General features: G+C 53.9%; 26 protein-coding genes and 3 tRNA genes. 13 read left to right on the top strand and 16 right to left on the bottom strand.

What is annotated here, in order from left to right:
- The first annotated feature begins 4 nt into the window (after positions 1–4).
- The 6 genes from O0S09_RS06645 (at position 5) to O0S09_RS06620 (ending at position 3120) form a co-directional block, all read left to right on the top strand.
- Positions 5–406, top strand: a complete 402-nt coding sequence (locus O0S09_RS06645; protein WP_268923182.1) for a molybdenum cofactor biosynthesis protein MoaE — start codon at positions 5–7, stop codon at positions 404–406.
- Positions 403–1326 carry a carbon-nitrogen hydrolase family protein gene (locus O0S09_RS06640; protein WP_268923181.1) on the top strand — a complete coding sequence of 308 codons (924 nt, stop codon included), beginning with the start codon at positions 403–405 and terminating at the stop codon, positions 1324–1326. The genes O0S09_RS06645 and O0S09_RS06640 overlap by 4 nt, the downstream gene beginning before the upstream one ends.
- Before the next feature lie 85 nt (positions 1327–1411).
- A complete protein-coding gene (gene ilvE / locus O0S09_RS06635) occupies positions 1412–2275 on the top strand; it encodes a branched-chain-amino-acid transaminase (protein WP_268923180.1) in 864 nt (287 codons plus the stop codon).
- A gap of 78 nt (positions 2276–2353) precedes the next feature.
- Positions 2354–2426 (top strand) — tRNA-Glu (locus O0S09_RS06630).
- Positions 2427–2497: 71 nt separating this feature from the next.
- Positions 2498–2752 carry a hypothetical protein gene (locus O0S09_RS06625; protein ID WP_268923179.1) on the top strand — a complete coding sequence of 85 codons (255 nt, stop codon included), beginning with the start codon at positions 2498–2500 and terminating at the stop codon, positions 2750–2752.
- Between the two features lie 44 nt (positions 2753–2796).
- The gene (locus O0S09_RS06620; RefSeq protein WP_268923177.1) at positions 2797–3120 is read left to right on the top strand and encodes a tetratricopeptide repeat protein; all 324 of its coding nucleotides are present in this window, start codon (positions 2797–2799) and stop codon (positions 3118–3120) included.
- Here O0S09_RS06620 and O0S09_RS06615 read toward each other — a convergent pair.
- Positions 3117–3884, bottom strand: coding sequence for a heparan-alpha-glucosaminide N-acetyltransferase (locus O0S09_RS06615; RefSeq protein ID WP_268923176.1), 768 nt, complete (start codon positions 3882–3884; stop codon positions 3117–3119). The two genes, O0S09_RS06620 and O0S09_RS06615, sit on opposite strands and share 4 nt — an antisense overlap.
- A 415-nt stretch (positions 3885–4299) precedes the next feature.
- Between O0S09_RS06615 and O0S09_RS06610 the strand changes: the two genes are divergently transcribed.
- Both O0S09_RS06610 and O0S09_RS06605 read left to right on the top strand, forming a co-directional pair.
- A complete protein-coding gene (locus tag O0S09_RS06610; RefSeq protein ID WP_268923175.1) occupies positions 4300–4530 on the top strand; it encodes a hypothetical protein in 231 nt (76 codons plus the stop codon).
- Complete coding sequence (locus O0S09_RS06605; protein WP_268923174.1) at positions 4527–4727, top strand: hypothetical protein; 201 nt, start codon at positions 4527–4529, stop codon at positions 4725–4727. Before O0S09_RS06610 ends, O0S09_RS06605 begins: the two co-directional genes overlap by 4 nt.
- Before the next feature lie 194 nt (positions 4728–4921).
- On the opposite strand, the gene cbiQ is transcribed toward O0S09_RS06605, so the two are convergent.
- From cbiQ to O0S09_RS06575, 5 genes are all read right to left on the bottom strand, one after another.
- Positions 4922–5743, bottom strand: coding sequence for a cobalt ECF transporter T component CbiQ (gene cbiQ, locus O0S09_RS06600; protein ID WP_268923172.1), 822 nt, complete (start codon positions 5741–5743; stop codon positions 4922–4924).
- On the bottom strand, positions 5740–6573 hold the full coding sequence (locus O0S09_RS06595) for an ATP-binding cassette domain-containing protein (protein WP_268923171.1): 834 nt from the start codon (positions 6571–6573) through the stop codon (positions 5740–5742). Before O0S09_RS06595 ends, cbiQ begins: the two co-directional genes overlap by 4 nt.
- A 48-nt stretch (positions 6574–6621) precedes the next feature.
- Positions 6622–7605 (bottom strand): cobalt transporter CbiM, encoded by a 984-nt coding sequence (gene cbiM, locus O0S09_RS09985; protein WP_338148506.1) that lies wholly within the window; start codon positions 7603–7605, stop codon positions 6622–6624.
- A 67-nt stretch (positions 7606–7672) separates the two neighbouring features.
- Complete coding sequence (locus O0S09_RS06580) at positions 7673–8827, bottom strand: geranylgeranyl reductase family protein (protein WP_268923170.1); 1155 nt, start codon at positions 8825–8827, stop codon at positions 7673–7675.
- Positions 8828–8875: 48 nt separating this feature from the next.
- Positions 8876–8948 (bottom strand) — tRNA-Glu (locus O0S09_RS06575).
- Positions 8949–9060: 112 nt separating this feature from the next.
- On the opposite strand from O0S09_RS06575, the gene O0S09_RS06570 reads away from it, so the two are divergent.
- On the top strand, positions 9061–10173 hold the full coding sequence (locus tag O0S09_RS06570) for an OBG GTPase family GTP-binding protein (protein ID WP_268923169.1): 1113 nt from the start codon (positions 9061–9063) through the stop codon (positions 10171–10173).
- 27 nt (positions 10174–10200) lie between these two features.
- Here O0S09_RS06570 and O0S09_RS06565 read toward each other — a convergent pair whose 3' ends face one another.
- The 4 genes from O0S09_RS06565 to O0S09_RS06550 form a co-directional block, all read right to left on the bottom strand.
- Complete coding sequence (locus O0S09_RS06565) at positions 10201–11094, bottom strand: hypothetical protein (protein ID WP_268923168.1); 894 nt, start codon at positions 11092–11094, stop codon at positions 10201–10203.
- Positions 11095–11323: 229 nt separating this feature from the next.
- A tRNA-Arg gene (locus O0S09_RS06560) sits at positions 11324–11398 on the bottom strand.
- Positions 11399–11479: 81 nt separating this feature from the next.
- Complete coding sequence (locus O0S09_RS06555; protein WP_268923167.1) at positions 11480–11872, bottom strand: DUF473 domain-containing protein; 393 nt, start codon at positions 11870–11872, stop codon at positions 11480–11482.
- A 5-nt stretch (positions 11873–11877) separates the two neighbouring features.
- On the bottom strand, positions 11878–12615 hold the full coding sequence (locus O0S09_RS06550; protein ID WP_268923166.1) for a proteasome assembly chaperone family protein: 738 nt from the start codon (positions 12613–12615) through the stop codon (positions 11878–11880).
- A gap of 100 nt (positions 12616–12715) precedes the next feature.
- Here O0S09_RS06550 and O0S09_RS06545 point away from each other — a divergent pair, with 100 nt between their 5' ends.
- On the top strand, positions 12716–13060 hold the full coding sequence (locus O0S09_RS06545) for a DUF5611 family protein (RefSeq protein ID WP_268923165.1): 345 nt from the start codon (positions 12716–12718) through the stop codon (positions 13058–13060).
- 53 nt (positions 13061–13113) lie between these two features.
- Here O0S09_RS06545 and O0S09_RS06540 read toward each other — a convergent pair whose 3' ends face one another.
- From O0S09_RS06540 to O0S09_RS06525, 4 genes are all read right to left on the bottom strand, one after another.
- On the bottom strand, positions 13114–13926 hold the full coding sequence (locus O0S09_RS06540; protein WP_268923164.1) for a metal ABC transporter permease: 813 nt from the start codon (positions 13924–13926) through the stop codon (positions 13114–13116).
- Positions 13923–14708 carry a metal ABC transporter ATP-binding protein gene (locus O0S09_RS06535; RefSeq protein WP_268923163.1) on the bottom strand — a complete coding sequence of 262 codons (786 nt, stop codon included), beginning with the start codon at positions 14706–14708 and terminating at the stop codon, positions 13923–13925. The genes O0S09_RS06540 and O0S09_RS06535 overlap by 4 nt, the downstream gene beginning before the upstream one ends.
- Positions 14705–15574 carry a metal ABC transporter solute-binding protein, Zn/Mn family gene (locus tag O0S09_RS06530; protein ID WP_268923162.1) on the bottom strand — a complete coding sequence of 290 codons (870 nt, stop codon included), beginning with the start codon at positions 15572–15574 and terminating at the stop codon, positions 14705–14707. The genes O0S09_RS06535 and O0S09_RS06530 overlap by 4 nt, the downstream gene beginning before the upstream one ends.
- A gap of 116 nt (positions 15575–15690) precedes the next feature.
- Positions 15691–17145, bottom strand: a complete 1455-nt coding sequence (locus O0S09_RS06525) for a DHA2 family efflux MFS transporter permease subunit (protein WP_268923161.1) — start codon at positions 17143–17145, stop codon at positions 15691–15693.
- A gap of 196 nt (positions 17146–17341) precedes the next feature.
- Here O0S09_RS06525 and rpiA point away from each other — a divergent pair, with 196 nt between their 5' ends.
- Complete coding sequence (rpiA, locus tag O0S09_RS06520) at positions 17342–18013, top strand: ribose-5-phosphate isomerase RpiA (RefSeq protein WP_268923160.1); 672 nt, start codon at positions 17342–17344, stop codon at positions 18011–18013.
- Between the two features lie 165 nt (positions 18014–18178).
- Here rpiA and O0S09_RS06515 read toward each other — a convergent pair whose 3' ends face one another.
- Both O0S09_RS06515 and nifB read right to left on the bottom strand, forming a co-directional pair.
- The gene (locus O0S09_RS06515) at positions 18179–18862 is read right to left on the bottom strand and encodes an ArsR family transcriptional regulator (RefSeq protein ID WP_268923159.1); all 684 of its coding nucleotides are present in this window, start codon (positions 18860–18862) and stop codon (positions 18179–18181) included.
- A 92-nt stretch (positions 18863–18954) separates the two neighbouring features.
- Positions 18955–19869, bottom strand: a complete 915-nt coding sequence (nifB, locus tag O0S09_RS06510; RefSeq protein ID WP_268923158.1) for a nitrogenase cofactor biosynthesis protein NifB — start codon at positions 19867–19869, stop codon at positions 18955–18957.
- A gap of 133 nt (positions 19870–20002) precedes the next feature.
- On the opposite strand from nifB, the gene O0S09_RS06505 reads away from it, so the two are divergent.
- Complete coding sequence (locus O0S09_RS06505) at positions 20003–23242, top strand: tetratricopeptide repeat protein (RefSeq protein WP_268923157.1); 3240 nt, start codon at positions 20003–20005, stop codon at positions 23240–23242.
- Entirely contained in the window at positions 23243–23719 is a 477-nt protein-coding gene (locus O0S09_RS06500) for a 23S rRNA (pseudouridine(1915)-N(3))-methyltransferase RlmH (protein ID WP_268923156.1), read from the top strand.
- Positions 23720–23736: the final 17 nt, after the last annotated feature.

The raw sequence follows: 23736 nt of genomic DNA, 5'->3' as shown, positions 1-23736 counted from the left end.
ACAAATGGTTCTGTCAGTTCAGAAAGAGGATATTGACGTCGGCGCACTGATCGCCGCGTCCCGGACGCATGCAGACGGCGCGCAGCTGGTGTTCATCGGCTGTGTCCGTGATGACGGTATGGACGAGCTTGAGATTGAAGCGTTCGTGCCGGTTGCAGAAAAAGATCTTGCCGAGATTGCGGCGGAAGCAAAAGAGCAGTTCCACTTAAATTCGGTGGACATCGTGCACCGGTACGGCCGCCTCGCACTGGGCGAGACTATCGTGGTGATCATTGTGGGCGCGGGCCACCGGCCCGAGGCCTACGAAGGGTCGCGCTATATCATTGAGCGGCTGAAGGAACGGGTGCCTATCTGGAAACAGGAGATTTCAGACGGCAAAAAGGGTGCATGGGTGCACGGTGCATGAAGGATCTGCCGAAGTCCGTCCGTGTTGCGGTCTGTCAGCTTGCCCCGGTTCTGTTTGACAAGACAGCAACGGTGCAGAAGACCGTTGCGGCCATTGAAGAGGCGGCCCGTCACGGTGCGGAGCTGGTGGTGTTCCCCGAATCTTTCATACCGGCATATCCGCGCGGCCTTTCGTTCGGATACGTGGTCGGCAGCCGGACCATGGAAGGCCGGCGCGACTGGAAGCGGTACTACGATAACTCCGTGATTGTGCCAAGTCCCGATACGGACCGGATCGGCAGTGCGGCAGCAAAAGCACAGGTGTATGTCTCCATCGGTGTGACCGAGCGCGATGCCATCTCCGCAACCCTCTACTGCACGAACCTCTTCTTCGGCCCGGACGGACAACTGCTGGGAAAACACCGGAAGCTCAAACCGACCGGAACTGAGCGATGCATCTGGGGCGAAGGCGACGGCAGTACCCTCACTGCTGTTCACACGCCGTTCGGCGTGATGGGTTCTCTCATCTGCTGGGAGAACTACATGCCGCTTGCGCGTGCGGCGATGTATCAGAAAGGCATAACCCTCTACCTTGCGCCAACCGCGGACTCCCGCGATGAGTGGCAGGCGACCATGTGCCACATTGCCCTGGAAGGCCGGTGTTTTGTGATCGGCTGTAATCAGCATGTGACAAAAACGATGTATCCGGCGGACCTCTGCTGCGGTGCAGAACTCAGCGGTCTGCCGGAGAATATGTGCCCCGGCGGCAGCTGTATCTACGATCCGTTCGGCCGCTGCGTTGCAGGCCCGGTCTTTGATCGTGAAGAAATTCTGTATGCTGATCTTGCGCTGGATGATGTTGTTCTTTCCCGCATGGACTTTGATCCTGCCGGACACTACAGCCGTCCCGATGTCTTTGCACTGACGCTCAGAACTGAATAATTGCATCCGGTTCCGGGGCCGGGCGCGGCTGAGCCGCCGACCGACCCCCACATTAGAAATAGCAATTCCGACAAATAGTATCATCATGTTAGTGTATATCAATGGAAAATTTGTCCCTGAAGATCAGGCGACGGTGTCCATTTTTGATCACGGATTCCTGTACGGAGACGGTGTGTTCGAGGGAATCCGTGCATACAACGGACGGGTGTTCCGCTTAATGGAACACGTGGACAGACTCTTTGACTCGGCAAAGGCAATCGATCTTATTCCGCCGGTAACCAAAGAGGAGATGGCCGAGATCATCAAAGAAACCCTGCGCCGGAACAACCTGAAAAACGCCTACATCCGCCCGATTATCAGCCGCGGGGTCGGCTCGATGGGTCTTGACCCGCACCGCTGCGAGAAGCCGACCGTCGTCTGTGCTGCATCCGAGTGGGGCGCAATGTATGGTGATCTCTATGAGAAAGGGCTGACCGCAGTAACTGTGTGTGTCCGCCGCAACACGCCCGACTCGCTGCCGCCGAACATTAAATCCTTAAATTACCTCAACAATATCCTCGGAAAAATTGAGGCAAACTACAAGGGCGGCGATGAGGCTATCTTCCTGGACCGTACCGGAAAGCTTGCGGAAGGTTCCGGTGACAACATCTATCTCGTGAAGAACGGTAAGCTCTACACTCCGCCGACCATCAACAATCTCAAGGGAATCACCCGCCATGTGCTGCTGGAGCTGCTGGACAAACTCGGTATCCCCTACGAGATCTGCGAGCTTGGTCTGTTCGATCTCTACACCGCCGATGAGGTTATGGTGACCGGAACTGCGGCTGAAGTCTGTGCAATCACCAAGATCGACGGCAGAGTCATCGGCGACGGGAAACCGGGGGCAGTGTACCGCAAACTGGTTCCCGCATTCCAGGAAATCACGCAGAACGAGGGCGACGCGTACTAACCGTCTCCTGAGAGATATCATAATCTTTTTATTTTTCCACGACAACCTCTATAGGCAATACTGCGAAGCAGTGATTGGGCTGATATAGTGTAGAGGCCAATCATGCTGGCCTTTCACGCCAGCGACTCGGGTTCGAATCCCGATATCAGCACTCCCCTTTTTGGTAATCGTCTTTTGCCTGTTTCTGAATGTTTATCACTGTTGTATTGCTAACCTTCTGATATGTACCTTGTAATTGTACGGGGGCCGGACAACCCCAAAGAGGTTCTGGAACTTGCAAACGGTATTGAAGCTGTTCACTACTCGGATACCGAGGGCTGGCTGATTCTGGATGTAACGCTCATTGACGGGGAAACACATGCCAAAAAACCCTGTAAATTAAGCTATCATCTGGGTAACGGTGAAATCTGGTATGATAACGGCGACGAGATCAAGATCAATGGTGTGACCGGTATTTTCACCAGTGCCCGGGCGTAAATTCCATCCGTCTCTTTTTTGCCGGATGCATTCCAAGTACTGGTATGACATTTCATCCGACGAACAACCCGGTGTTCTGGAAGCAGACTGCAGAGGAGCTTTTGGCAGCTGCCCGTTTTGAAAAGGCTCTGGCGGCGTATCATCAGCTGTGCGAGCTGACGCCGAACGATCCGGATGCATGGCGCGGCATGGCACAGGCCCTTGCGGGTCTTGAGCGGCACGGCGATGCCGTGGCCGCGTTTGAGCGCGCCCTCATTCTCCTGCCGGACGACCGTGCAGTACTTGCCGGTCTTGCGGACTGTTATGAAGCACTCGGCGCGTTTGAAAAGATGACGGCATGCAGGATCCGGCTCGGTGAGCTGGATTAAAGATATCCGGCACCGGTGATCAGGTGGATGATCCACAGAATGCCGAAGATGACCGGGACATGGATCAGATAGACTGCAAGCGTTACGTTTCCGTTGCCGATGGCGGCGAAGAATCTGCCGATGATTCCCGGTTCCGGCAGAGAGAGTCTGCGGATACCTTTCGGATACAGGATTGATCCGACTCCGATACCGAGCAGCATCACGCCAAACCAGGGGAAGAGGGGGAAGTAGTCCTGGGTGAAGTCCATGAAATCCGCGCTGTGAATTCCCAGTGGGTACAGCCATCCGGGATCATGCAGAACGGGAATCGCAACGATGCCGATCAGTACGACGGCAAGGCCGGGGAGGATATTCCATTTTCCCCATTTCAGGAATGGTATTGCAAGGAGCATGGATATACTCAGCATGTGCAGGAATCCGAATTTGATGAACCGTCCGGTTCCGTCAAAGATCAGAACGTCCGCCATCCAGCTGATGAGGGTGATACCCATTGCGATTGCGAAGAGAAACAGTGCTTTTTTGATGATGGATTGGTGGTACTCCCGTAAATCCCCATTTTTCCGGGCATAGCGCAGAACAAGGGCGGTTCCGGAGATGAATACGAATGCACCGGATGTCAGCCAGATGCTGTTGTAAATGGAAAAAAATGCCTCGTCTTCGATCAGCATGTGAAAGATTACCATGCAGGCGGCAACATGATAGGCGATCATTGAGAAGAGGGCAAAACCGCGTACTGCGTCCACTTCCCAGTATCGTTTCCCCATAGATAAGGGTTGGTTGGATGCGCGGCGGGAAATAGCTGCCGGAGATGTGTGATGCGCCGAAACAAACCGGAGGGTGCACGGTTCGGTGCGGCAGATTTGGGACAGACAACACTCCGTCCCTGCAATGCATTGGATTTTTATTCCTGAGCAGCCGATGGTTTTCCCCAAAAAAAGGAGGTACGCTTTCGACCGGGCACCCGGACAAAGGTGTGTGCTGCTGATGAGTGAACGTTTCATTTCGTTTACGATTTTTTTTTATGTAGCAGGATATACGGATTTCCCGTTCTGCGGAGAGGTGAGCGGGGGAAAAGAGTTTGACCCGCCAACCGTGATAATGGGTGAAAGTGATTGGTGCGGTCGTTAGCGGGTACCGGGTAACCGGTTTCGGCGGACACGTGTTCTCCGGCTGTATGTGGTGGAATGCTGCGATGCTGCCGCAGGCCAGGCGACCGACGCAGAGCACATCCTCGGCAGAGATGCACTGTATACCCTGTGCCGGAAAACCGACCCGGCACGCACCGCATCTCTTACCATCGTCACCATCGGAGACCTCGCCGGAATCCTCAGCCCCGCAGAACTCGAACCCTTTCTCCACACAGACCAGAAACCCGCACGCCCCGTAATTCTCCGGAGGGAAACCGCATGAGATGGTACCACTACCCCGAACTCGCCGACCGGGAAACCCTGATTGCCATGCTCCGCGCAGGACTCTCCGTCCGCGACATCTGTACGAACGTCGGCTGTACCAAGACAGCGGTCGCCTCGGCCATCCGCAACCACGGCATTCAGCGGCCTTTCGTAGAAGGACTCTCCGACGAAATGAAGAAAAAGCTCCGGCTCTGAACCGGGGAACACTACTTTTTTGTGACGGGACATACGTGTCCGACTCAAAAATACCTGCTAAATTATTTCATGGTATCAGCATGAATTCAAATAATTTCGGTACAGCACATCCAGCTTTCAGGAAAATACCTCATAAATCATTTCGCGGCATCACCCAAAAATATCCCATCATATCCTCTCATTTATCCGCCCTCCTAAAACATCCCGTACACCAGCACCGGAAACACAATCAGATACCCTGCACCGAACAGAAGAAACACCCACTCCGCCGCATGCAGGGGTTTTGCCGCATAGTACGCAGCAGAAGCAGACGAATACCCGCGGCAGCACATCGCCGCATACGTCCGCTCCCCCTGATCCAGCGCCCGCACAAACAAAGAACCTGCCGCATTCCCGATAACATTCAGCCGGTACCCGAGCGGCAGACGGCGATCGAACCCGTTGAAACAGCGCGCCGCAAACGCACTCTGAATCTTTTGATACACCAGCGCAAACACATACAGATACCGGATAGTAAGCCCCATCACCACCACAAACAACCGGGGAATCCGCAACCGTGCCGCCCCCTCCAACATCGCCTGCATCGTCGTCGTAGCCGACAGAAGAATAATAAACGACAGCGAAATCACAAACTTCGCAAACAGTGACAGACCGAAAATGATCGACTCCCAGTACATCTGAACCCCGAACGGCAGAGTTACCGCAACATGATACACCTCATAGTAGGGATTCGGAAAAAACGGCTGGAGAACAATAAAAAACAGACCAAACGGCATAATCAGCAGCAGCCGCACCAGATAATACCGCAGTGACGACCCCGACAGAACATACAGTCCCCAAAACAGCATATAGATAACAAGAAACGCAAAAAGCTCCGCCGTCCCGTAGGGAAGAAGCACCGTCACCACAAGCCCGAGCAGACACAGAATCAGCTTGATACGGGCATCAAGAGCATGAATCGGACTCCTGCGGTATGCCTCCCGCTCAATATCAAACAGCTCATCGATCAGGCTCATAATTTCCCGAACGCCTTCAGAAACGACTGTTCCGCATCATGATACGTATAGGCGGGATCAATTGCCACACCGTGTTTTTGCAGAGACCGAATCAGACGGGGAAGCGCAGGAAGTTCCAGATGCGCACGGGCAAGCAGATCCTCCTGCAAAAAGATCTCCTCCGGCGTTCCCGCCCCGGTAATCTCCCCCCTCTCCATCACATACACCAGATCCGCCATCTCCGGAACCAGTTCCACCTGATGCGTCGAATAGATAACCGTAACACCGCAGGAATTTGGCAGATCATTCAGAAACCCGAACAACTCCTTGACCCCCTGCGGATCAAGACCCGCCGTCGGCTCATCCAGCACCATCACCTGCGGCTCCATCGCAAGTACCCCGGCAATTGCCACGCGCTTCTTCTCCCCGCCGGAAAGGTGATGAGGAGCACGGCTGCGCAGACCCTCAAGACCCAGCATTTCGCATACACGATCAACCCGCTCCGCAACACAGTCCGCATCCAGCCCCAGATTGTACGGCCCGAACGCAATATCCTGCTCCACCGTGGGTGAGAACACCTGATCATCCGGATTCTGGAACACCAGCCCGACAAACCTCCGCACCTCAGAAAGATTCGCCTTCGTAATCGGCTCTCCCCGGATCAGCACCTCACCCGACTTGGGGAATAAAATTCCATTAAAATGGCGGAACAGCGTACTCTTTCCCGCACCATTCGGCCCGAGCACGGCAATGCGCTGCCGCTCATCCGCAACGAAATGAATATTCTTCAGCACATCCTCCGTTGAGGTACTGTAGGCGTGGCAAAGGCTGCGGGTTTCAATGAGGTGCATTGTTACGTTTCCATAGGTGAAAAAAAGATAAAGAGGTGGTGGTCTGGATTACGGGGACTTCCGGTCCGACGCCGCATACACCAGCCGCGCCGCAAGCAGAATTACCACCAGTGCCGCAAAAATACCAATCACCAGAGCTATCAGCCCTCCGGCCGCACCGGCATCCTCACCACCAAGAACATAATCCGGCATCGGCGATGTCCAGCCGATTGGATCGTGCGCTTCCTCAATCTCACCGTGTGCCGGAGCAAAAATATCCTTCGCACCTCCGCTCACCAGAAGCGTACTGTCAAGACCATCCGGATCCCCGGAAGCAAAGAAAACCGCACAACCGCCGACGATCAGTGCAATAACAAGACCGGCAGCCAGGAACCTGTTGACCGGCATTGCATTCTTTTCCGTATTACCAGTAAGCTCCGGCCGGACGTTGAAAATAAGAACAACCACAATTCCGGTGATAACTGCCTCAATGACACCAATGAGAGCATGATAGATGAACATCGTCGGAAGTCCGACACTCAGCGGAACCGCGCCGACAATCGCAATCTCAACCGCACAGACACTTGCCGCAATCACGCAGGCAAACCATCCGGCAACAGCCGCAGAAACCGGAACACCGATCTTATCCTTAAGTGCCGCAAAAGAATAGAAACCAACGAATCCCGCAATCACACCCATATTGATGATGTTTGCACCAAGAGCAAGAACACCGCCGTCTCCAAAAACCAGTGCCTGAATCACCAGAACAATTGCCAGAACAAACACCGCGGCAAACGGAGACCCCAGTACAATCGCAGCAAGCGCACCGCCAACGAGATGACCACTGACACCAAAACCGGTCGGGAGATTGAACGCCTGAAGTGCAAAAATTCCTGCAGCAATTACAGCAAGGATAGGTATCTTTGACTCATCAAGATTTTCCCGCGCCCACTTAATGGCAAGCACGATAAACACCAGGGCAATGATCCAAAAGATGACACCAATTGGAACACCCATGCCGCTGTACCCAAACAGGAAATCAGGTATATGCATGTTACATCACTTACAGGTTACAATAACACGCAATGACTAATAAGTATTACTAACTGATTTTGACATCTCAAATGATCATACTTCGTATCATTGATTTTATCCCAAGAACGCCAAAGGTGCTGACGATTTCGGGGTTTCTCATCAGTTTCAGAAGAAGGGCGGAAGGACGATCCATATCACCCGCAGTTGTGATCAGCTCTCTTGTTTCCGGCGTATTCAGGGCATCAATCGCAGAATCGATCTCCTCTGCCGTAAGGGTGCGGCGAAACGAAAGAGCTTTAAAACCAAGATCAAGTTCTCTCCCGAAATCCGCACGCCAGCGCTTCTCATACTCCGCAAGTACCGGATCTGACACATCCCCGGTTTCAGCTGCGGCAACGGCCACCGCTGCCGCATGGCGGGCAGAGCGCACGCCGGTATAGACACCGCCGCCCGAAGTAGGTTTAGGAAACCCTGCAGCATCCCCTGCAATCATACAGCCCGCACCCCAAGTACGGCTGCGGACGCCAATCGGAACCGTCCCGGTCACCTCATGGATATTTGCGGGGGAAAACTGTTTTGCAAACGCAGCAAAGCGCGCGGGAACATCCCGCATCCCGCACAGACCAATACGTGCACGCCGGGCAGACAAAGGAATAACCCAGGCAAAAAAATCCGGGGAAGCATTCGGGAACAGTTCAACAAAATCGGGACTGCCGTTCCAGGAAACCTCCGCCTGAACCCCTGCGTAAATATACCGCGAAGGTGCGATACCAAGCCCCCGGGCAATAACACTGCGCGGCCCGTCGGCAGCAATCAGGATATTGTAGGGAATCTCCTGCTTACCGGAAACTCCGGTCACCGAAAGCGTCCTCTTCTGCGGATTGACTGCAGTTACACAGGTCTTCAGCGCAAACTCTGCCCCGGCATCCGCAGCGCGTGCCGCCATCTCATGATCCAGCCGTCCGCGATCCACCACATACGCCTTGGTCGTATCCGCCGCAAAGAACAGCTCGTGTCCGGCAGACCCGCAGATGCGGGCACCGCGGACAGTGTTCAGGACGGAAGCATCCGAGACCTCACACTCCCTGAACGCCGAGGAAGAGAGAAGTCCCGCACACTGTACCGGATAGCCGATAGCGGCATGCTCCTCAAGCACCAGGGTGGCAAGTCCCGCATCTGCACACAGCCGGGCGGCGGTAGAACCGGTCGGACCGGCCCCTGCGATGATAACGTCGTACATGGAAAAGACACAGAAATGTTGTCAGTCAGAGAAGATAAACAAAAGGAGTGCTGATATGGGGATTCGAACCCCAGTCGTCGGCGTGAGAGGCCGACATGATTGGCCACTACACTATATCAGCAAGAGAACTTGCGTAACTAATGTTGCCGTATGAAATATTTATAGCTGACGAAATCCCGACGCCCATCCCCCCATATGTTCATCTAATACCAAAACGTATAGGTATAGACAATATGAGCCTTGAAGAAGAGATCAAAGCCATTGAGGACGAGATCAGAAATACCAAATACAACAAGGCAACTTCACAGCACATCGGGCGGTTAAAAGCTAAACTCGCCAAAATTAAGGACGATGCCGTAACCCGCGCAATGAAGTCTGCCGGCAGCGGCGATGGGTATGCGGTCAAGAAATCAGGGGACGGAACGATTGTGCTGGTCGGATTTCCGTCGGTGGGTAAATCAACGCTGTTAAACAAACTGACCGGAGCGGAAAGCGAGACCGGCGCGTATGCATTCACCACGCTGACAGTTGTTCCGGGACTCATGGAGTACAAAGGCGCAAAAATTCAGATTCTGGATATCCCGGGACTGATTGCCGGCGCGGCAATGGGCAAAGGGCGCGGCAAAGAGGTTATTGCAGTTGTCCGTACCGCAGATCTGATTGTGATCTTAGGCGATGTCTTCAACGGCGTGCATGTGGATGTGCTGATGCATGAACTCTACGATGCAGGAATCCGCATCAACAAACCAAGGCCGGATATCACCATCAAGAAGACCGGATTCGGCGGTGTCCGCCTGAATACCGTCGGTGCAGTGGACATCGACATCGAAGAAGTCCGCGCAATTCTTGCAGAGAGCAAGATCATGAACGCGGATGTGCTTGTCCGCGGCAGCAATGTAACCCAGGACGACATCATTGACGCAATGATGGGCAACCGGATGTACATCCCGGCATTCATCGCCATTAACAAAGTGGATCTCGTAACCGAAAAAGAGCGGCATGAAGTTGAGCATGAGATGCGGGAGAAATACGGTGTCGATCCGATTATGATCTCGGCACACGTAGGCTACAACATCGACAAACTGCAGGATGCCATCTACGAACATCTCGGATTTGTGCGCATTTACATGAAACCGTACGGTGAGGACGCGGACATGGAAGAACCGATGATTATGCGCAAAGGCAGTACAATCGAAGACATCTGCCGCAGACTGCACCGCGACTTTGTGGATCAGTTCCGGTACGCAAAGATCTGGGGTACGTCGGTGAAGCACGATGCGGCAAAGGTCGGTCTTCAGCACAAAGTAGAAGACGGCGACATTGTAACGATTGTCACCAAACTCTAAAAAAATATTTTTTTCTTTTTTTCTCAATTATACAACCGGTATCTCAACGCCGCCGTCAGCTCTATCAATGATCTCCTGCAGGCTCCGCAGCTCGGCTGCGACCTGCCGTGCGCCGTCCACAAACATCGGAAGGTTTGCAGCAATAAGGGAGGCCATTGACCCTGCAAAGATGACATTGTCCACCATGCCGGGACGAACCCTGCGAACAGCAAGAACACGGCGGATTATCAGCAGAATAAGTCCGGACATAAATGCAGAGGTCAAAAGTGCAGCAAGCAGCTCAACAAGACGCCGGATTGGCCCTGCAAGCATTTCAGGAATTTTTTCCTCACAGGACCCGGTACTTTCCCCGCCTCCCAGAAATACCGCGCCGCTGATAAGATACGGGGCGGCAAGATCGGAGAATGCATCATAGGCACCATCCCTGGCAAAGACTGCATCCGTAAGTGTCCGCTGGCCGGAGAGCAGATCGAGTAAGAGTCTGCCCGCCGAGATGCAGGAATCCGTTTCCTCCTCGGAGAGTTCCGGAATTGCGGCCTCCTCAGACTCATACACCGACCGCACGACATCACAGACACCGGATACCGGAAGATGCATCTCTGCCGCGGTTTTCGTAGAGGTATCAAGGATATCCACGGACTCAGGCAGGAGGGCAAGAACCGGCTGATGATCCTCGGGCAGGATACCAAACCGTTCCGCAAGCGCACGAAGAATGCGGGCAATGCTGCTTTCCAGAGCGGCAATATCAGTGGTATGAACCGAGGTGAGAAGCGAGGACCCGGCGCGGAGAAGACCGGATACCGCGACCTCAAGATAGTCGGCGGCAGCATCAGTGTCACCATGGAGAAGAGCGTTTGAGGCGGCATCAAGGGAAGCCTCGGCGGCTGCAATCAGCGTATCAACAGGAGTATCGTTCGGCATTAGATACCCTATAGTATGCAGTCGAACACAGATAAATGAAATACACAACAAAACAGACTTGATTATTCAACGGACGATGCCGACTCCATCACGCAGATAGGATCCCGTACAACCCTTGCAGCTTGATCACGTTTTTTTGCAGTTCACCTCCGTAAACTGCTTACATTCATAAATCAACTTAAGAACAAATAAAAGTATCGGTCACCGGAAAGAAAAAACCAAAGAAAAACGGGCCTGGAGGGATTCGAACCCCCGACATTCGGGTTAGAAGCCCGACGCTATATCCTGGCTAAGCCACAAGCCCATGACTTAATGCCTTATTCTATTTGCGGTTCCAGATTATAAAATCTCCTCAAAAAAATTTCTGAAAAAGAAAGGAACAGGGTTATCTTGCACGCGGACAGCTGCATTCCGCAACTTCCACAGTTAAAACCCGACAGTATCCGCGCTCCACAACCTTCCGTATGTGGGACGTGCAGGCGAATTTCATCTGCAGGCGCACCAGGAGGCGTTCGCGCTCTTCATAGTAAATACCCGGAACCGCGCTTGACATCCGCTGCATAGTAACCGAAGCGGCGGTAACGGTTGCAATGATACCTGCATCCCCTGAAGAGAGATCTTCATGCGGTACAGTTGAGACAAAGACCGGATCACCAACGCTGACAGCGGCAGCCGAGATGACATTCTGGGCATTGACAAACTCAATGGTGCGTGCCCGTCCTTTTTTCAGTTCGGCAATAACTTCGGGGGCAATTCCTGCAATTCCTACCATCTGCATTACAATCACCCGTACATCACCTGCTCGGCGGCAGAAAATGGTTTCTGCTCCGCGTTTGCCTGTTCCTGCACGTCGGTTGCCAGCTGATGCATCATGGCTTCGACCTGATCGGCCTGCTCCATCAGCGGCTGCGTGTCAACCTCAAACCCGTAGCGGATATTGAGAATTTTCAGTGCCTCAATTGCAGCACGCGGATCAACATTGAAGTTGGTCTCCACCAGAAATCCGGTGGCGGGGATCCCGCGAAGCTGTGCTTCGATGATCATACTTCCGGAGATACCCGTGATGCTTAATGCGGGAAGGATGACTGCATGTTCTTTGATCTTGTCAAGACCGTCGGGAGTTGTCGCAACACCGAAGACGCGCTCCCCCTCACTGCCGGTGGTAACTCCTCCGATAACCACCAGATCGTTTATTACAGATTTACCGGAAAACCATTCGATGAGTCCTGCGGAGACCTCATAGGAGATCTGCGGAGGAATGGGAACGTCTGCAAGGATTGCGACGATGTTGTCCTTTTCATAGAGCCGTATCGGCGCCTGGGCAAGGCCGTTTGTTGCAAGAGATATCTGGGGAAGGAACCGGCTCGTGATGTTGCCGAGATGAGTAAATCCTGCATTTTCCACCAGATACTGTAACGCAATACTGCCCACCAGTCCGGAACCGGGAAAACCGGTCAGGAGACTGATCTCTTTTGCGGCAGGGGCAGGAGACTCCACGCGTACCGCATCGGTAATGTCCATAAGGATAGATGCGTGCCTGCGCCAATAAATATTCTCATTGTGATGATATTTCCAATTGACAATTACTTAAATTCAGGCGTCCCATAGATCTACAGTAATTATGCAGGAATATGAAGTTAAGCGCGGAATGACAAAAGATCTTCCCGAACGGATTGCTGCCGGATTTACCGATATCTTTGAAACGGAACCGAAGACAGAGGATGGACACTACTCAATCTCGTACGGGAGCATGTCGCATCTGGAAGTCTGGGCCGGAGAAAAGAACAAGACCGTGATTGTCGATACCGAGACAAACAAGGAAGTTCTTGCCATGCCGGACGCAGAGGCTGACGCGATCATTCTGGACACCAACAAACGCTTCCGCCAGTATCTGGATCTGATTACCGGCTTTACAACAAAAGAGCGGGTAAAACGGGCAAAAAAAGCTGCTGAAAAGGAAGAATAATAACTTTTTTTACCGTTTGCTTTTTTTTGTTTCCGTTCAGGAAAAAACGGCAGTCACCGCCGCCTTTTCGCGCACCGCTGTACTCCAATCACCAGCAGAAACATCGCGGCTGCTGCAAGCGTAATCGTAGCACCGGACGGAATATTCCAGAAATAGGACAACAAAATCCCGCCGAATGAGGCAACAGCCGCAATCGCAACCGAACCTGCCATCATCACCCACAATCGCGAAGTCAGCATCCGGCAGCTTGCCGCAGGCAGAGTCAGAAGTGCAATCACGAGAATAATCCCCACCACCTGAATCAGCATTACCACAGCAAGCGCGATCAGAATCAGCAGGAGCAGATTCAGCAGTTTCACCGGCAGATTCATGACCGTTGCATACTCTTCATCAAACGTCACCGCAAGAAACGGCTGATACAGCAGAGCAACAACCGCCGTAATCACCACTGCAAGAACTCCCGCAAGAACAAGATCCCCGCTCGTCACCAGCAGAATATTTCCGAACAGATATGACTCAATGTCCGGCACATACCCGGGCGTCAGCGCAACAAACAGCACACCAAGCGCCATCCCTACCGCCCACACTGCACCGATCAGCATATCCACCTTCTGATGCGCATACTCCTTCAAAACCCCGATCACCACCGCAGCACACACCGCAAACCCTGCCGCGCCTGCAATCGGCGAAAAACCCAGCAGATATCCAAGACCCACCCCGCCAAACGTCGCATGGGAAATCCCGCCGGAAACCGCCGTCATCTGCCGGACAATAATATAACTCCCGATGATACCGCACACAACACTTGCAAGCCCTGCCGCAAGGAACGCATGCTGCATAAACACATACGACAGCAGATCCGTCATTGCCCGCCCTCCGCATCCTCACCGGTATCATGACTCGCAAGAACACGGTGCGGCACATGACCGTGCGTGATCAGCTCCACCGGGCAGCCGTACGCAGCCGCAACCATATCCCCGGTAATCTTATCCGTATCATGCGTGAACAGTTTCCGGTTCAGGCACGCAACCCGGTTCACATGCCCCGACATCGCACTGATATCGTGCGTTACCATCAGTACCGTCATCCGCTCGCGCAGCTCCTCCAAAAGCGTCATTAACCGTTCCCCCGTCGGTCCGTCCACATACACCGTAGGTTCATCCAGAATCAGCAGTTCCGGACATCCTGCAAGCGCACGGGAGATCACTGCACGCTGCTGCTCTCCGCCCGACAGCTCTGCAATCGGACGGCTCTCATACCCGGTCAGATCCATTGCTGCAAGAGCATCCGCTGCTGCTGCATAATCCTTTTCGCGGTACCGCTTCACCAGCCCCGGAATGTGTCCGAGCCGCCCGGTCAGTACCATCTCCCGTACCGTCATCGGATACGAAAAATCAAACGTGTGCACCTGCGGCACATACCCGACCCGCGACCGTGCCGACACAGGATCTTCACCAAAGACCCGGATAACACCCGACTTCGGCTGAATCAGCCCGAGGACACTCATCAGAAACGAGGTTTTCCCCCCGCCGTTCGGTCCGATAATCGCAGCAACATCACCGTTGTGCAGTACAAAACTCACATCATCCAGCACCACGTGCCCGGACCGTTCCACCACCAGATGATCAATCTCCAAAACCTCATTCATTCCTTCAGCACCTCCGCAAGAGAATTCAGCGTATCCATATAATGCACTGACAACGGATTAATCTGCACCGGCACAACCCCAAGCTCTTCAGAAAGTACGATCGCAGTCCGCTCTCCGGACAGGGGCTCGGTCACAATAATATGTACACCCGCCGCCTTTGCCGAATCAACAATCTCCGCAAGTTCACGTGCCGCGGGTTCCTTTCCCTCACGGGCAATCACCAGCTGGGTGAGAGAATAATCCTCCGCAAGATATCCGAAGGATCCGTGCGTGGTCAGAAATGCCTTCGGTTCCATAGTCTCCGCAACAGCGGCAAGCCGCATGTCCGCATCGGACAACCCCGCGCAAAATGCAGCCGCCCTATCCGAAAACCGCTCCGCAAACTCCGGATATTGGGCCGTAAGCCCGTCACGTACCGCCTCCGTCATCAAAATCCCGTTCCGTGCCGACAGCCAGATATGCGGATCCATCTCTCCCTCTTCACCGCCCGCTTCAGCAACCGCCTTCACTTCCGCACCGGTTGCAACACGCGGCAGATCCGGCAGTGCAGCCGCCACCTGATCCTCCAGCGGCAGAAATCCCTCACCAAGCGTAAACCACATCTCCGCCGATGCAAACAAAGCCACGTCAGCAGGAGCCGGCTCATATGTATGGGGAGACATTCCTTCCGGTACAACCGGGAGAACAGTGAATCCGTCCCCGGCAACAGCAGAGACAATTTCCACCATCGGAGGAACCGTTACGAGCAGGACCCGCCCGTTTTCTGCCTCCGCAGGAACTGACACGCATCCCGCCGAACATGCTGCACACACAAGAACAACTGTCAGAACAGAACATATTTTGAAAACGGCAGAATACCCACGCATGAATAATGAATATTCAGCGTTTGGGATGCTAAAGATTTCGCCAAAAAAGATATTGCACCTGTACTCGTATGTCTCCCGCGGAACACACGAAAAAATGCCAAGATAAAACAGGGGATTTACTCCCCTGCTGCCGGATCTTCCCGGATAAAGATACACAGCAGGAAAAGAACCACGGCAAGAATGACCGAGACCACAAATGCCAGATCAAATCCGTGACTGAGAATTGCAGCTGCGATATCTCCCGGCGGTTTTTCCGTGATGCCGGAGTTACGGACCGCAGTCATGATACCGTGCATAAAGATAATGTTGTACACCGCAACACCGATGGTCATCGGAGCGAACCGTTCCAGTCCCGTGAGACTTGAGACCATGCCCTGTTTTGATGCAGGGGCAGCGTTCATGATGAGGGTGGTAAGCGGAGTTGTCGTAAGACCAAGACCAAGACCAATGAGGGCAAGTGCCGAGATGATCACGCCAAGACCGGTTACCGGTGTCAGATGTGTCAGGAGGAAGAAACCTGCCGCAATCAGTGCGACGCCTGTCATCACGAGGTACCGGATTTTTCCTTTCAGTTTTGCGTAGATCAGCCCTGCAAGAATTCCGGTGATCATCATCCCGACCGACATTGCGGTGATGATGAGGCCGGAAAAAGAAACGCTGTAGTCGTGGACATGCTCCAGATAGAACGGCAGGAGGTAGTTTGCACCGGCGAAGGTGAAGAAGAGCAGAGCGAAAACAACGTTAAGCACAATAAAGGATCTGCTTTTGAAGAGGCTCAGGTCAAGAAGGGGGTCGGTGTAATGGAGTTCGCGCCAGAGGAATCCGCCAAGACCCAGAACCGCAAGTACGATCGATATAAGGACAGGGGCTGAGGTCCAGCCGAGCGAGACACCTTCGGAGAAGGCGAAGAGAAGTGCGGCAAGTCCGATGAAGACAAGCACTGCCCCGATACTGTCAAATCCCTTCAGGGATGTTGTGGCGGCGGCGGATTTCGGGATTGCCGCGTATCCCAGCAGCACGGCAAAAATGCCGATGGGTACATTGATGAAAAATATCCAGTGCCAGGAGAGATACTCGGTCAGATATCCGCCGAGCGTCGGGCCGAGTGCCATACCGACCGCAGCAAAGAGGACAACAAGTGACATTCCTTTTGCCCGCCGGTCGCCCGGAAGATAGTAGGAAAGCATAGCGGGTGCGATCACGGTCATCATTGCGCCTCCCAGTGCCTGCAGTACCCGGGATGCAAGGAGTGTAGAGAACTGTCCGGTAAAGTCCGGCAAAAATCCGCAGGTGAAGGATCCAATCGTGAAGAGTATGAATCCTATCAGGAATATTTTTTTGAATCCGACCACATCGGATACTTTTCCGATGATGAGCAGGCACCCGGCCATTACCAGCAGATAGATCGTCGAGACCCATGCAACGGACGAGGTGGTGAGATCAAACGATGCGGATATGGTCGGCAGAGCAATGTTGACAATCGTTCCGTCAAGTGCCGACATGAAGGTTGCAAGCGAAGCTGAGAGGAGAATGAGTGTCAACGTTCGCCCGGAAGGGGTTTCACTCTGCATAATGTAGAGTGTTACGAGTGACTCGGATAAAAAATGTTGGAAACAGCCATTGTTCTTATCCCTGACGTTGTCCATAACGTCCTGATACCTGCGATTTGCAGGGCGATCCATGCGACCCGGGGGATGTTCAGGAATAAAGGATGCACCTCCCGCCCTCACCAAGTACTTATATGCGAAGGCCGCATACGAGTCTGGTATGAGTGATCCTGTTGTTGCAGCGAAGAAGGATGCCGGCATCCGTGCGGCAAATATGGTAGAAGACGGGATGATCGTCGGTCTGGGAACCGGTTCAACCGTGTTTTTTGCAATGGAGCGGCTGGGCGAGCGGATAAAAACGGAAGGTCTCCGCATTCTTGGTGTCCCCACTTCAAACCAGACGGCGATGCGTGCAGAGGAATACGGGATTCCGCTTACAACGCTGACCCTGCATCCGGTGCTTGATCTTGCGATTGACGGTGCGGATCAGGTTGATCCCAAAAAACAGATGATCAAGGGCCGCGGTGCGGCACATCTGCGGGAGAAGGTTGTGGCAGATGCGGCAAAGCAGTTTGTCGTCGTGATCGATTCCGGTAAAGAGGTTACGGGTCTGGATGCAGCTGTCCCCATTGAAGTTCTCCCCTTTGCCTACGGCAGTGTAGCAAAAAAACTCCGGGAACTCGGAGGCGAGCCGGTGATGCGGGAAGGAGTAAAGAAGGACGGCCCGGTTATCTCCGATAACGGCAACTATGTGGTTGATTGTGCGTTCGGGGCAATTGCCGATCCCGCTGGTCTTGAAGCAGCAATCAACCGCATCCCGGGTGTTCTGGGCAATGGTATTTTTGCCGCGATGACCGCAAAAACGGTTGTGATCGTCGGCGGAAAAAGATAATTTTCTTTTTTCGGGAGCAGGATGTCACGAAAGGATTTCGCAGCATCATAGAGTAAAGTACAACTTTTTCCGGAATCTTTTTTGGTATGAAAATGAATTGCCAATCCCGAATTCATCGGGATGCCTGAAATTCCCGTATCAGGAACAAAAAAATGCAGCGCCCCATCAGATTCGCATCGGAAGAACCGGACCGGCGGCAAGTGCAACAGCCTTTTGCGTCCCCTTGATTCGGTAACGGCCGCCCTCCGACTCCACATATCCCTTGGTGGCGAGTGTACGCAGGGACCCGGTCACCTCGGGGATCGGGTGACCGATGGTATCGGAAAGCTCTATCGGTGTCAGCGGCGAGTAAATGAGGGCAAGAAGAATCTCCGACTCCACACTGTTCTGGAACACACTCCTGCCGCTGACAATGACATCATTCATCATCTCATCGATATCCTTTTCCACCGCTTCCAGATTTTCGATCAGCTTCTCACGGGAGTCCAAGAGACGACGTATCATGAGTATTTTATCGGTCAGCGGGGGAGCAGACGACTCCGTACTTTCCGGCACGGGCGCCAGAACAACACTCTGCGGCGGCTGTTCGGGCTTTGTCATCTGCACCGAAAGTTCAAAATCCTGCACCAGATAATAGTATTTTCGCCGCTTTTCATCCTGATAAAAGGAAATAACATCCTCTTTCTGCATGATTGCCAGGTGCTCAATAACCGCTTTCGGGTTGATCACCAGACGCTCGGATATCTCCGTTACAAAGCACGGCTTCTGGCGGAGAAGATCAAGTATCCTTCGTCTGTTCCGGTTCCCGAGAATATCCAGTAGATGAGCTATTGCGTCCTGATCCATCATAGTGCAGCTTACATATTGTAAGTGTTGCGTCCGTAAAAAGATTCTCTCCGGGATGTGATGCAGTCAGGAAACCCGCAAAAAAGAAATGAGGATTACCGACAACCCGTTCCGGAACCGTCGCCCTTCCCGCAGCAGCCGAACTCATTCTGCACATCCTTGCCGAGCAGCCCGACCGCATCCGCACGGCAGCGCTGACAGTGACGCATCTGGCGGACATACGGGGCACAAAGCTCATGCATATGCGCTTTCTCCGCAGGTGTTGGCGGAAGTATATCCTTAAACTTGTACTGGGGAATTAAGGGAATGATGTTGAAGTTGAACACACCCATTGCCCCAACCTTCTTGGCAATCTCCGGGATATGGGCATCATTTACTCCGGGTATATACACGGTGTTGATCTTTACCAGCATCTTTCTCCGAACCGCCTCCTCAATTCCCGCAAGCTGATGGGAAAGCAGAAGCTCTGCCGCCTCACGACCGTGATACTTTTTCCCGCCATACTCAACGAAGGTGTAAATTTTTTCACCGATTGCAGGATCAATCGCATTCAGCGTCACCGTGATGTTGCGCACACCGTATTTTTCCAGCTCATCAATCTTGTCCGGCAGAAGAAGACCGTTCGTACTGATACAGAGAATCGTATCCGGATACCTCTCATGAACCAGACGGAGCGTCTCAAAGGTCTCGGGATTTGCAAGCGGATCGCCCGGACCTGCAATACCGACAACCTTGATGTGCTTCATCTTTGCAACGACCTCATCGATGCGCTCCAGCGCCTCTCCCGGCTGAAGCACCATACTGGTAACGCCCGGCCGTGACTCATTGACACAATCAAAGTCACGGACACAGTAATTACACTGGATATTGCATTTGGGAGCAACCGCAACATGACAGCGGCCGAAGGAGTGCCGCGCCTCCGGACTGTAGCAGGGATGTTCATTGATGCGCCGGAGGGTCTCAGGATCATAGGGAAGATCCTGTGCCGGCGTTGAGCCACTATATTCCATAAGTATAATCTATTACCCGCCCCGCCTATTTCTAATATAGGGATTCGGCATGCGCAGGAGGAAAGTTTTTGCAGAAACATGGTATAGTAGAGGGATCAAACAAGTACAGCACTACTCTTGAGGATATACGTATATGGTTGATATCGGCGGTCTGTTTGGTAAAAATGATAGGCAGAACCCGTGGACTCCCCGCGGCGAGCTGTCATTTGAGAAAGGACTTTACGAAGACGCAGCAAAGAGTTTTGCCCGTGCCGTAGAGCATGAACCTCAGAACAGCTCCCTGTGGTACAGGCTCGGGGTATCCCAGAACCGTTCCGGTCAGCATGAACAAGCAGCACGTTCGCTTACCAAAGCGACCGAACTCGACCCGCAGAATACGGATGCATGGATCACCCTCGCAACACTTCTTGCCGACGCCCGCAGATTTGAGGAAGCGGTCGCAGCCATCAGTCATGTAACGCTCGGCGACGGTGAACCCTATCTGCAGGAACTGAAGTGCGAGTGGCTAGAACGCATCGGCCGGTACGCGGATGCTGCCGCGGTATGCAGTCATCTGACGAATCTTCGTCCCGATGACAAGCACCTGCGGATGCGGCTGGCAGAACTGACCATGCGGTCCGGAAACTTTGCCGGGGCAAAAGACATGTTCGATCAGCTTGCCGCAACAGCCTTTGATGACCGCGGCATGTTTTTGTCATCTGCCGCGTTCTGCTGTGAAATGCTGAACGACCGCGACGGTGCCCTTTCCCGATATACCGGACTTGCCGAAGACGACCCCGCCGGCTGGTACCGCCGCGCCCGGCTGGAAGAAAGCATGGGCAGCTACAAAGATGCCGCAGCATCCTACGGAATGGTGCAGCAGTACTCCGCAGACACCGACATTACCGTAACCGTGCGCCGTGCGCTTTGTCTCTACTGGGACGGAAACGAAAAGGAATCCGCAGTACAGCTGGAAAAAGTGCTTGCACGCGGATATGCAAATGCGGAACTGTGGTATCTGCTGGGCATTGTTTCCTTCCTGTCAGGCAACATGAAACGTGCATCCGAAGCGTTCCTTGAGATGATTCATCTGAACCAGTCAAACACCTCGGTCTGGTACATGAAAGGATGCGCCGAGTATCTGTCAGGCAGATACAAAGAAGCTATCGACAGTTTTACCCGGATGGGCAGACTCGGCGGAGACGGAGGCCGGGCTCCGTCAAAGATGAAGTGGTTTGCCGAAGAGGACGACGACATGCAGCTGTTCAACAACCCTGCGCCGGTAGGGGCAGCTGCAATGACCAAACCCGAGATCGGTGCGGTCAATGTCGGCCTTGCCTCAATGCAGAGCTTTGCCCTGTCCGCACTCGGACGGTATGCGGAGGCGGACAAGACGGCAGTGCGTGCACTGGATGCAGCACCCGACCGGCTGGATTTACAGCTTCTGCACGGAAAGTGTCTTGCAGCACAGTCCAGCTATCAGCAGGCAGCAGATGTCGCCGCCCGCGTAATTGCAAAAGACCCCGAATCACTTGCCGCGCATGAACTGTATGCATCCTCAATGATGCGCATCGGCCGCTACAAGGAAGCGGCCGATGCATGGGAGGAAATTATCCGGACTGCTCCGGATAACAACCCTGCATTCTTCGGAGTGGCGGATGCATGGGCCGGCATCGGGAAGTACGAAGCAGCAGCAACCGCGTATGCCCATCTGCTGGAAACGATGCCCGACGATCTGTCGCTCATCTTCGGATCGGCGGACGTGCTGTTCCGGAACGGACAGTATGCCGACGCACTTGCATACTACGAGCGTGCGGCAGCGGTGTCCCCGGGAACACCTGCGGCGCATGTGGGGGTTGCAAAATGTCAGGAGATGCTGGGAATGTATGCACAGGCAGGTGAAGCCCTTATCGCCGCCGAACAGCTTCTGCCCGGCCATCCCGGCATTCTGATCGCGCTTGCGCGGGTACAGGCGGAGGGCGGCAACGCTGAGGCGGCGGTTGCAACCTACTCGGGAGTTCTGCGCGAGTATCCGGAAATTCCGGGAGTCGCCGTGCAGGTGGCAAAACTCTGTGTAGCCCTTGGCAGAAACGAAGAAGCAGCCGACGCAGTTGCCCTCGCGCTGAAGGATTCGGAGGGAAGTCCGGACCTTCTGACCCTCGGCGGGGATATCTGTACGACGCTTGGCCGGTATGATGAAGCGGCGGAGTACTACTCCCGCGTTGCAAAACAGATGCCGGAGAATGCCCATGTGTGGTTTGGTATCGGTCATCTGCATCTGATCAGCGGCGACTTCCGCGAAGCATCAATCGGCATGGACAAAGTTCTCGAACTGGAACCCGCGAACACCAAAGCGCTGCGCGACAAGGCAGCAGCCCTTACCGCACTCGGCAAACTCCCGGAGGCCGAAGATGTTCTGCGGAAACTGACCGAAGCAGACGAGGCGGACACGAAGGCACTGCTGGATCTTGCCGGTGTTCTTGAACAGATGCAGAAGTACGATGAAGCGCTTGAGGTGTATGGCCGGTACCTGCAGAGCGGTGCATCCAGCAGTGATGTGATTCGCAAACTCTCGGCAATCTATCTGATTCAGGGGAACTACGAAGAGGCGCTTGCGGGATACGACATGCTGCTTGCGGAGAATGAAAAAGATCTGGTGACGACCCGTCAGCGCGCGGAGACCCTGTGGTATCTCGGGCGGTATGACGAAGCAGCGGCGGCGTACTCGGATCTGCTGGATGAACGACCGGGCGATGATTCCGCACGCTACTCGTATGCATCGGCTCTGGCAAATGCAGGCCGGACCGATGAGGCGATTGAGGAGTTTTCACGGCTGGTCGCAGACAATGCGGACAATACGGCGGCACTGTTTGCGGTTGCGGATCTGTTCGGCCGCGCAGGGAAGTATCTGGAGTCTGCGAAGTGCTACGATAAACTGATCGGACTGTACCCGAAGAACAGCCTTGCACACCTGCAAAAAGCAATGATGCTGGTAAAGGTCGGGAACATTCCGTCCTCGGCTGAGGCGTTTGAATCGGCCCTTCTGGTTGATCCGAAGAATCCGTATCTGCTGTCAGGTCTTGCATTCATGCAGATGCTGTGCGGCCGGCCTGCGGAAGCGCTTGCACAGCTGGAAAAAGCGGAACGTGCGGGTGCAGCTGATTCGGATCTGTTCTACTGCCGCGGTCTGATCTGCCTGCAGCAGAGCAGGTTCGATCTTGCGGTTACCGCTGTAGAAAAGATTCTGGAAAATCATCCGGATCACGCGCCGGCCTGGCATCTGAAGGGACGCGCACTTGAAGCGGCCGGTCATCTCCGCGAGGCGGTTGCATGCTTCACCAAAGTGATGGAGTTCGAAGCGGACAAGGGCACGGACACGGACGGGGAAGCCTGAATGCAGATTCAGGTCCTGTGTGTCGGCAGGATTAAGGACAGCTATCTGAATGAGGGAATCGCCGAGTTTGCAAAGCGGCTGAGACCCTATACCACTGTTTTTGTGACGGAACTTGCAGAAGTGAAGGTGCCGGAAAGTGCATCACCTTCCGCAGAAATGCAGGTGAAGGAACGGGAAGGCGAAAAGATCCTTGCCGGAGTGAAGCCCGGATTTCTGACGATTGCGCTGGACCCCCGTGCGCCGCTGATCGCAAGCGAGGAGATAGCAGCACAGCTGGGAGAGGCAGAACTTTCAGGGAAGAACATATGTTTTATTATCGGAGGACCGCTCGGCCTGGGGCCGGCGGTTCTTGCGGCTGCGGATCGGAAGGTATCGTTTTCCCGGCTGACCTTTACACATACGATGATCCGGCTGATTTTATTTGAACAGATTTACCGGGGTTTCCGGATTCTGCGCGGAGAGCCGTATCATAAGTAACCGTACGTGAAGGAAAA

The organism is Methanocorpusculum vombati (assembly GCF_026891935.1).
GTDB lineage: Archaea > Halobacteriota > Methanomicrobia > Methanomicrobiales > Methanocorpusculaceae > Methanocorpusculum > Methanocorpusculum vombati.
Note: the sequence above shows the minus strand (reverse complement) of the source record. Positions and strands in the feature narration are given on the sequence as shown.

Coding starts and splice junctions, on each gene's coding strand:
- O0S09_RS06530 (WP_268923162.1), bottom strand. CDS start 15,574: ATGCGTGGGTATTCTGCCGTTTTCAAAATATGTTCTGTTCTGACAGTT.
- O0S09_RS06620 (WP_268923177.1), top strand. CDS start 2,797: ATGACATTTCATCCGACGAACAACCCGGTGTTCTGGAAGCAGACTGCA.
- O0S09_RS06540 (WP_268923164.1), bottom strand. CDS start 13,926: ATGACGGATCTGCTGTCGTATGTGTTTATGCAGCATGCGTTCCTTGCG.
- O0S09_RS06555 (WP_268923167.1), bottom strand. CDS start 11,872: ATGCAGATGGTAGGAATTGCAGGAATTGCCCCCGAAGTTATTGCCGAA.
- O0S09_RS06615 (WP_268923176.1), bottom strand. CDS start 3,884: ATGGGGAAACGATACTGGGAAGTGGACGCAGTACGCGGTTTTGCCCTC.
- O0S09_RS06505 (WP_268923157.1), top strand. CDS start 20,003: ATGGTTGATATCGGCGGTCTGTTTGGTAAAAATGATAGGCAGAACCCG.
- O0S09_RS06645 (WP_268923182.1), top strand. CDS start 5: ATGGTTCTGTCAGTTCAGAAAGAGGATATTGACGTCGGCGCACTGATC.
- O0S09_RS06550 (WP_268923166.1), bottom strand. CDS start 12,615: ATGGACATTACCGATGCGGTACGCGTGGAGTCTCCTGCCCCTGCCGCA.
- O0S09_RS06570 (WP_268923169.1), top strand. CDS start 9,061: ATGAGCCTTGAAGAAGAGATCAAAGCCATTGAGGACGAGATCAGAAAT.
- cbiQ (WP_268923172.1), bottom strand. CDS start 5,743: ATGAGCCTGATCGATGAGCTGTTTGATATTGAGCGGGAGGCATACCGC.
- O0S09_RS06595 (WP_268923171.1), bottom strand. CDS start 6,573: ATGCACCTCATTGAAACCCGCAGCCTTTGCCACGCCTACAGTACCTCA.
- O0S09_RS06515 (WP_268923159.1), bottom strand. CDS start 18,862: ATGATGGATCAGGACGCAATAGCTCATCTACTGGATATTCTCGGGAAC.
- O0S09_RS06525 (WP_268923161.1), bottom strand. CDS start 17,145: ATGCAGAGTGAAACCCCTTCCGGGCGAACGTTGACACTCATTCTCCTC.
- rpiA (WP_268923160.1), top strand. CDS start 17,342: ATGAGTGATCCTGTTGTTGCAGCGAAGAAGGATGCCGGCATCCGTGCG.
- cbiM (WP_338148506.1), bottom strand. CDS start 7,605: ATGCATATACCTGATTTCCTGTTTGGGTACAGCGGCATGGGTGTTCCA.
- O0S09_RS06640 (WP_268923181.1), top strand. CDS start 403: ATGAAGGATCTGCCGAAGTCCGTCCGTGTTGCGGTCTGTCAGCTTGCC.
- O0S09_RS06625 (WP_268923179.1), top strand. CDS start 2,498: ATGTACCTTGTAATTGTACGGGGGCCGGACAACCCCAAAGAGGTTCTG.
- O0S09_RS06545 (WP_268923165.1), top strand. CDS start 12,716: ATGCAGGAATATGAAGTTAAGCGCGGAATGACAAAAGATCTTCCCGAA.
- ilvE (WP_268923180.1), top strand. CDS start 1,412: ATGTTAGTGTATATCAATGGAAAATTTGTCCCTGAAGATCAGGCGACG.
- O0S09_RS06605 (WP_268923174.1), top strand. CDS start 4,527: ATGAGATGGTACCACTACCCCGAACTCGCCGACCGGGAAACCCTGATT.
- O0S09_RS06500 (WP_268923156.1), top strand. CDS start 23,243: ATGCAGATTCAGGTCCTGTGTGTCGGCAGGATTAAGGACAGCTATCTG.
- nifB (WP_268923158.1), bottom strand. CDS start 19,869: ATGGAATATAGTGGCTCAACGCCGGCACAGGATCTTCCCTATGATCCT.
- O0S09_RS06580 (WP_268923170.1), bottom strand. CDS start 8,827: ATGTACGACGTTATCATCGCAGGGGCCGGTCCGACCGGTTCTACCGCC.
- O0S09_RS06565 (WP_268923168.1), bottom strand. CDS start 11,094: ATGCCGAACGATACTCCTGTTGATACGCTGATTGCAGCCGCCGAGGCT.
- O0S09_RS06535 (WP_268923163.1), bottom strand. CDS start 14,708: ATGAATGAGGTTTTGGAGATTGATCATCTGGTGGTGGAACGGTCCGGG.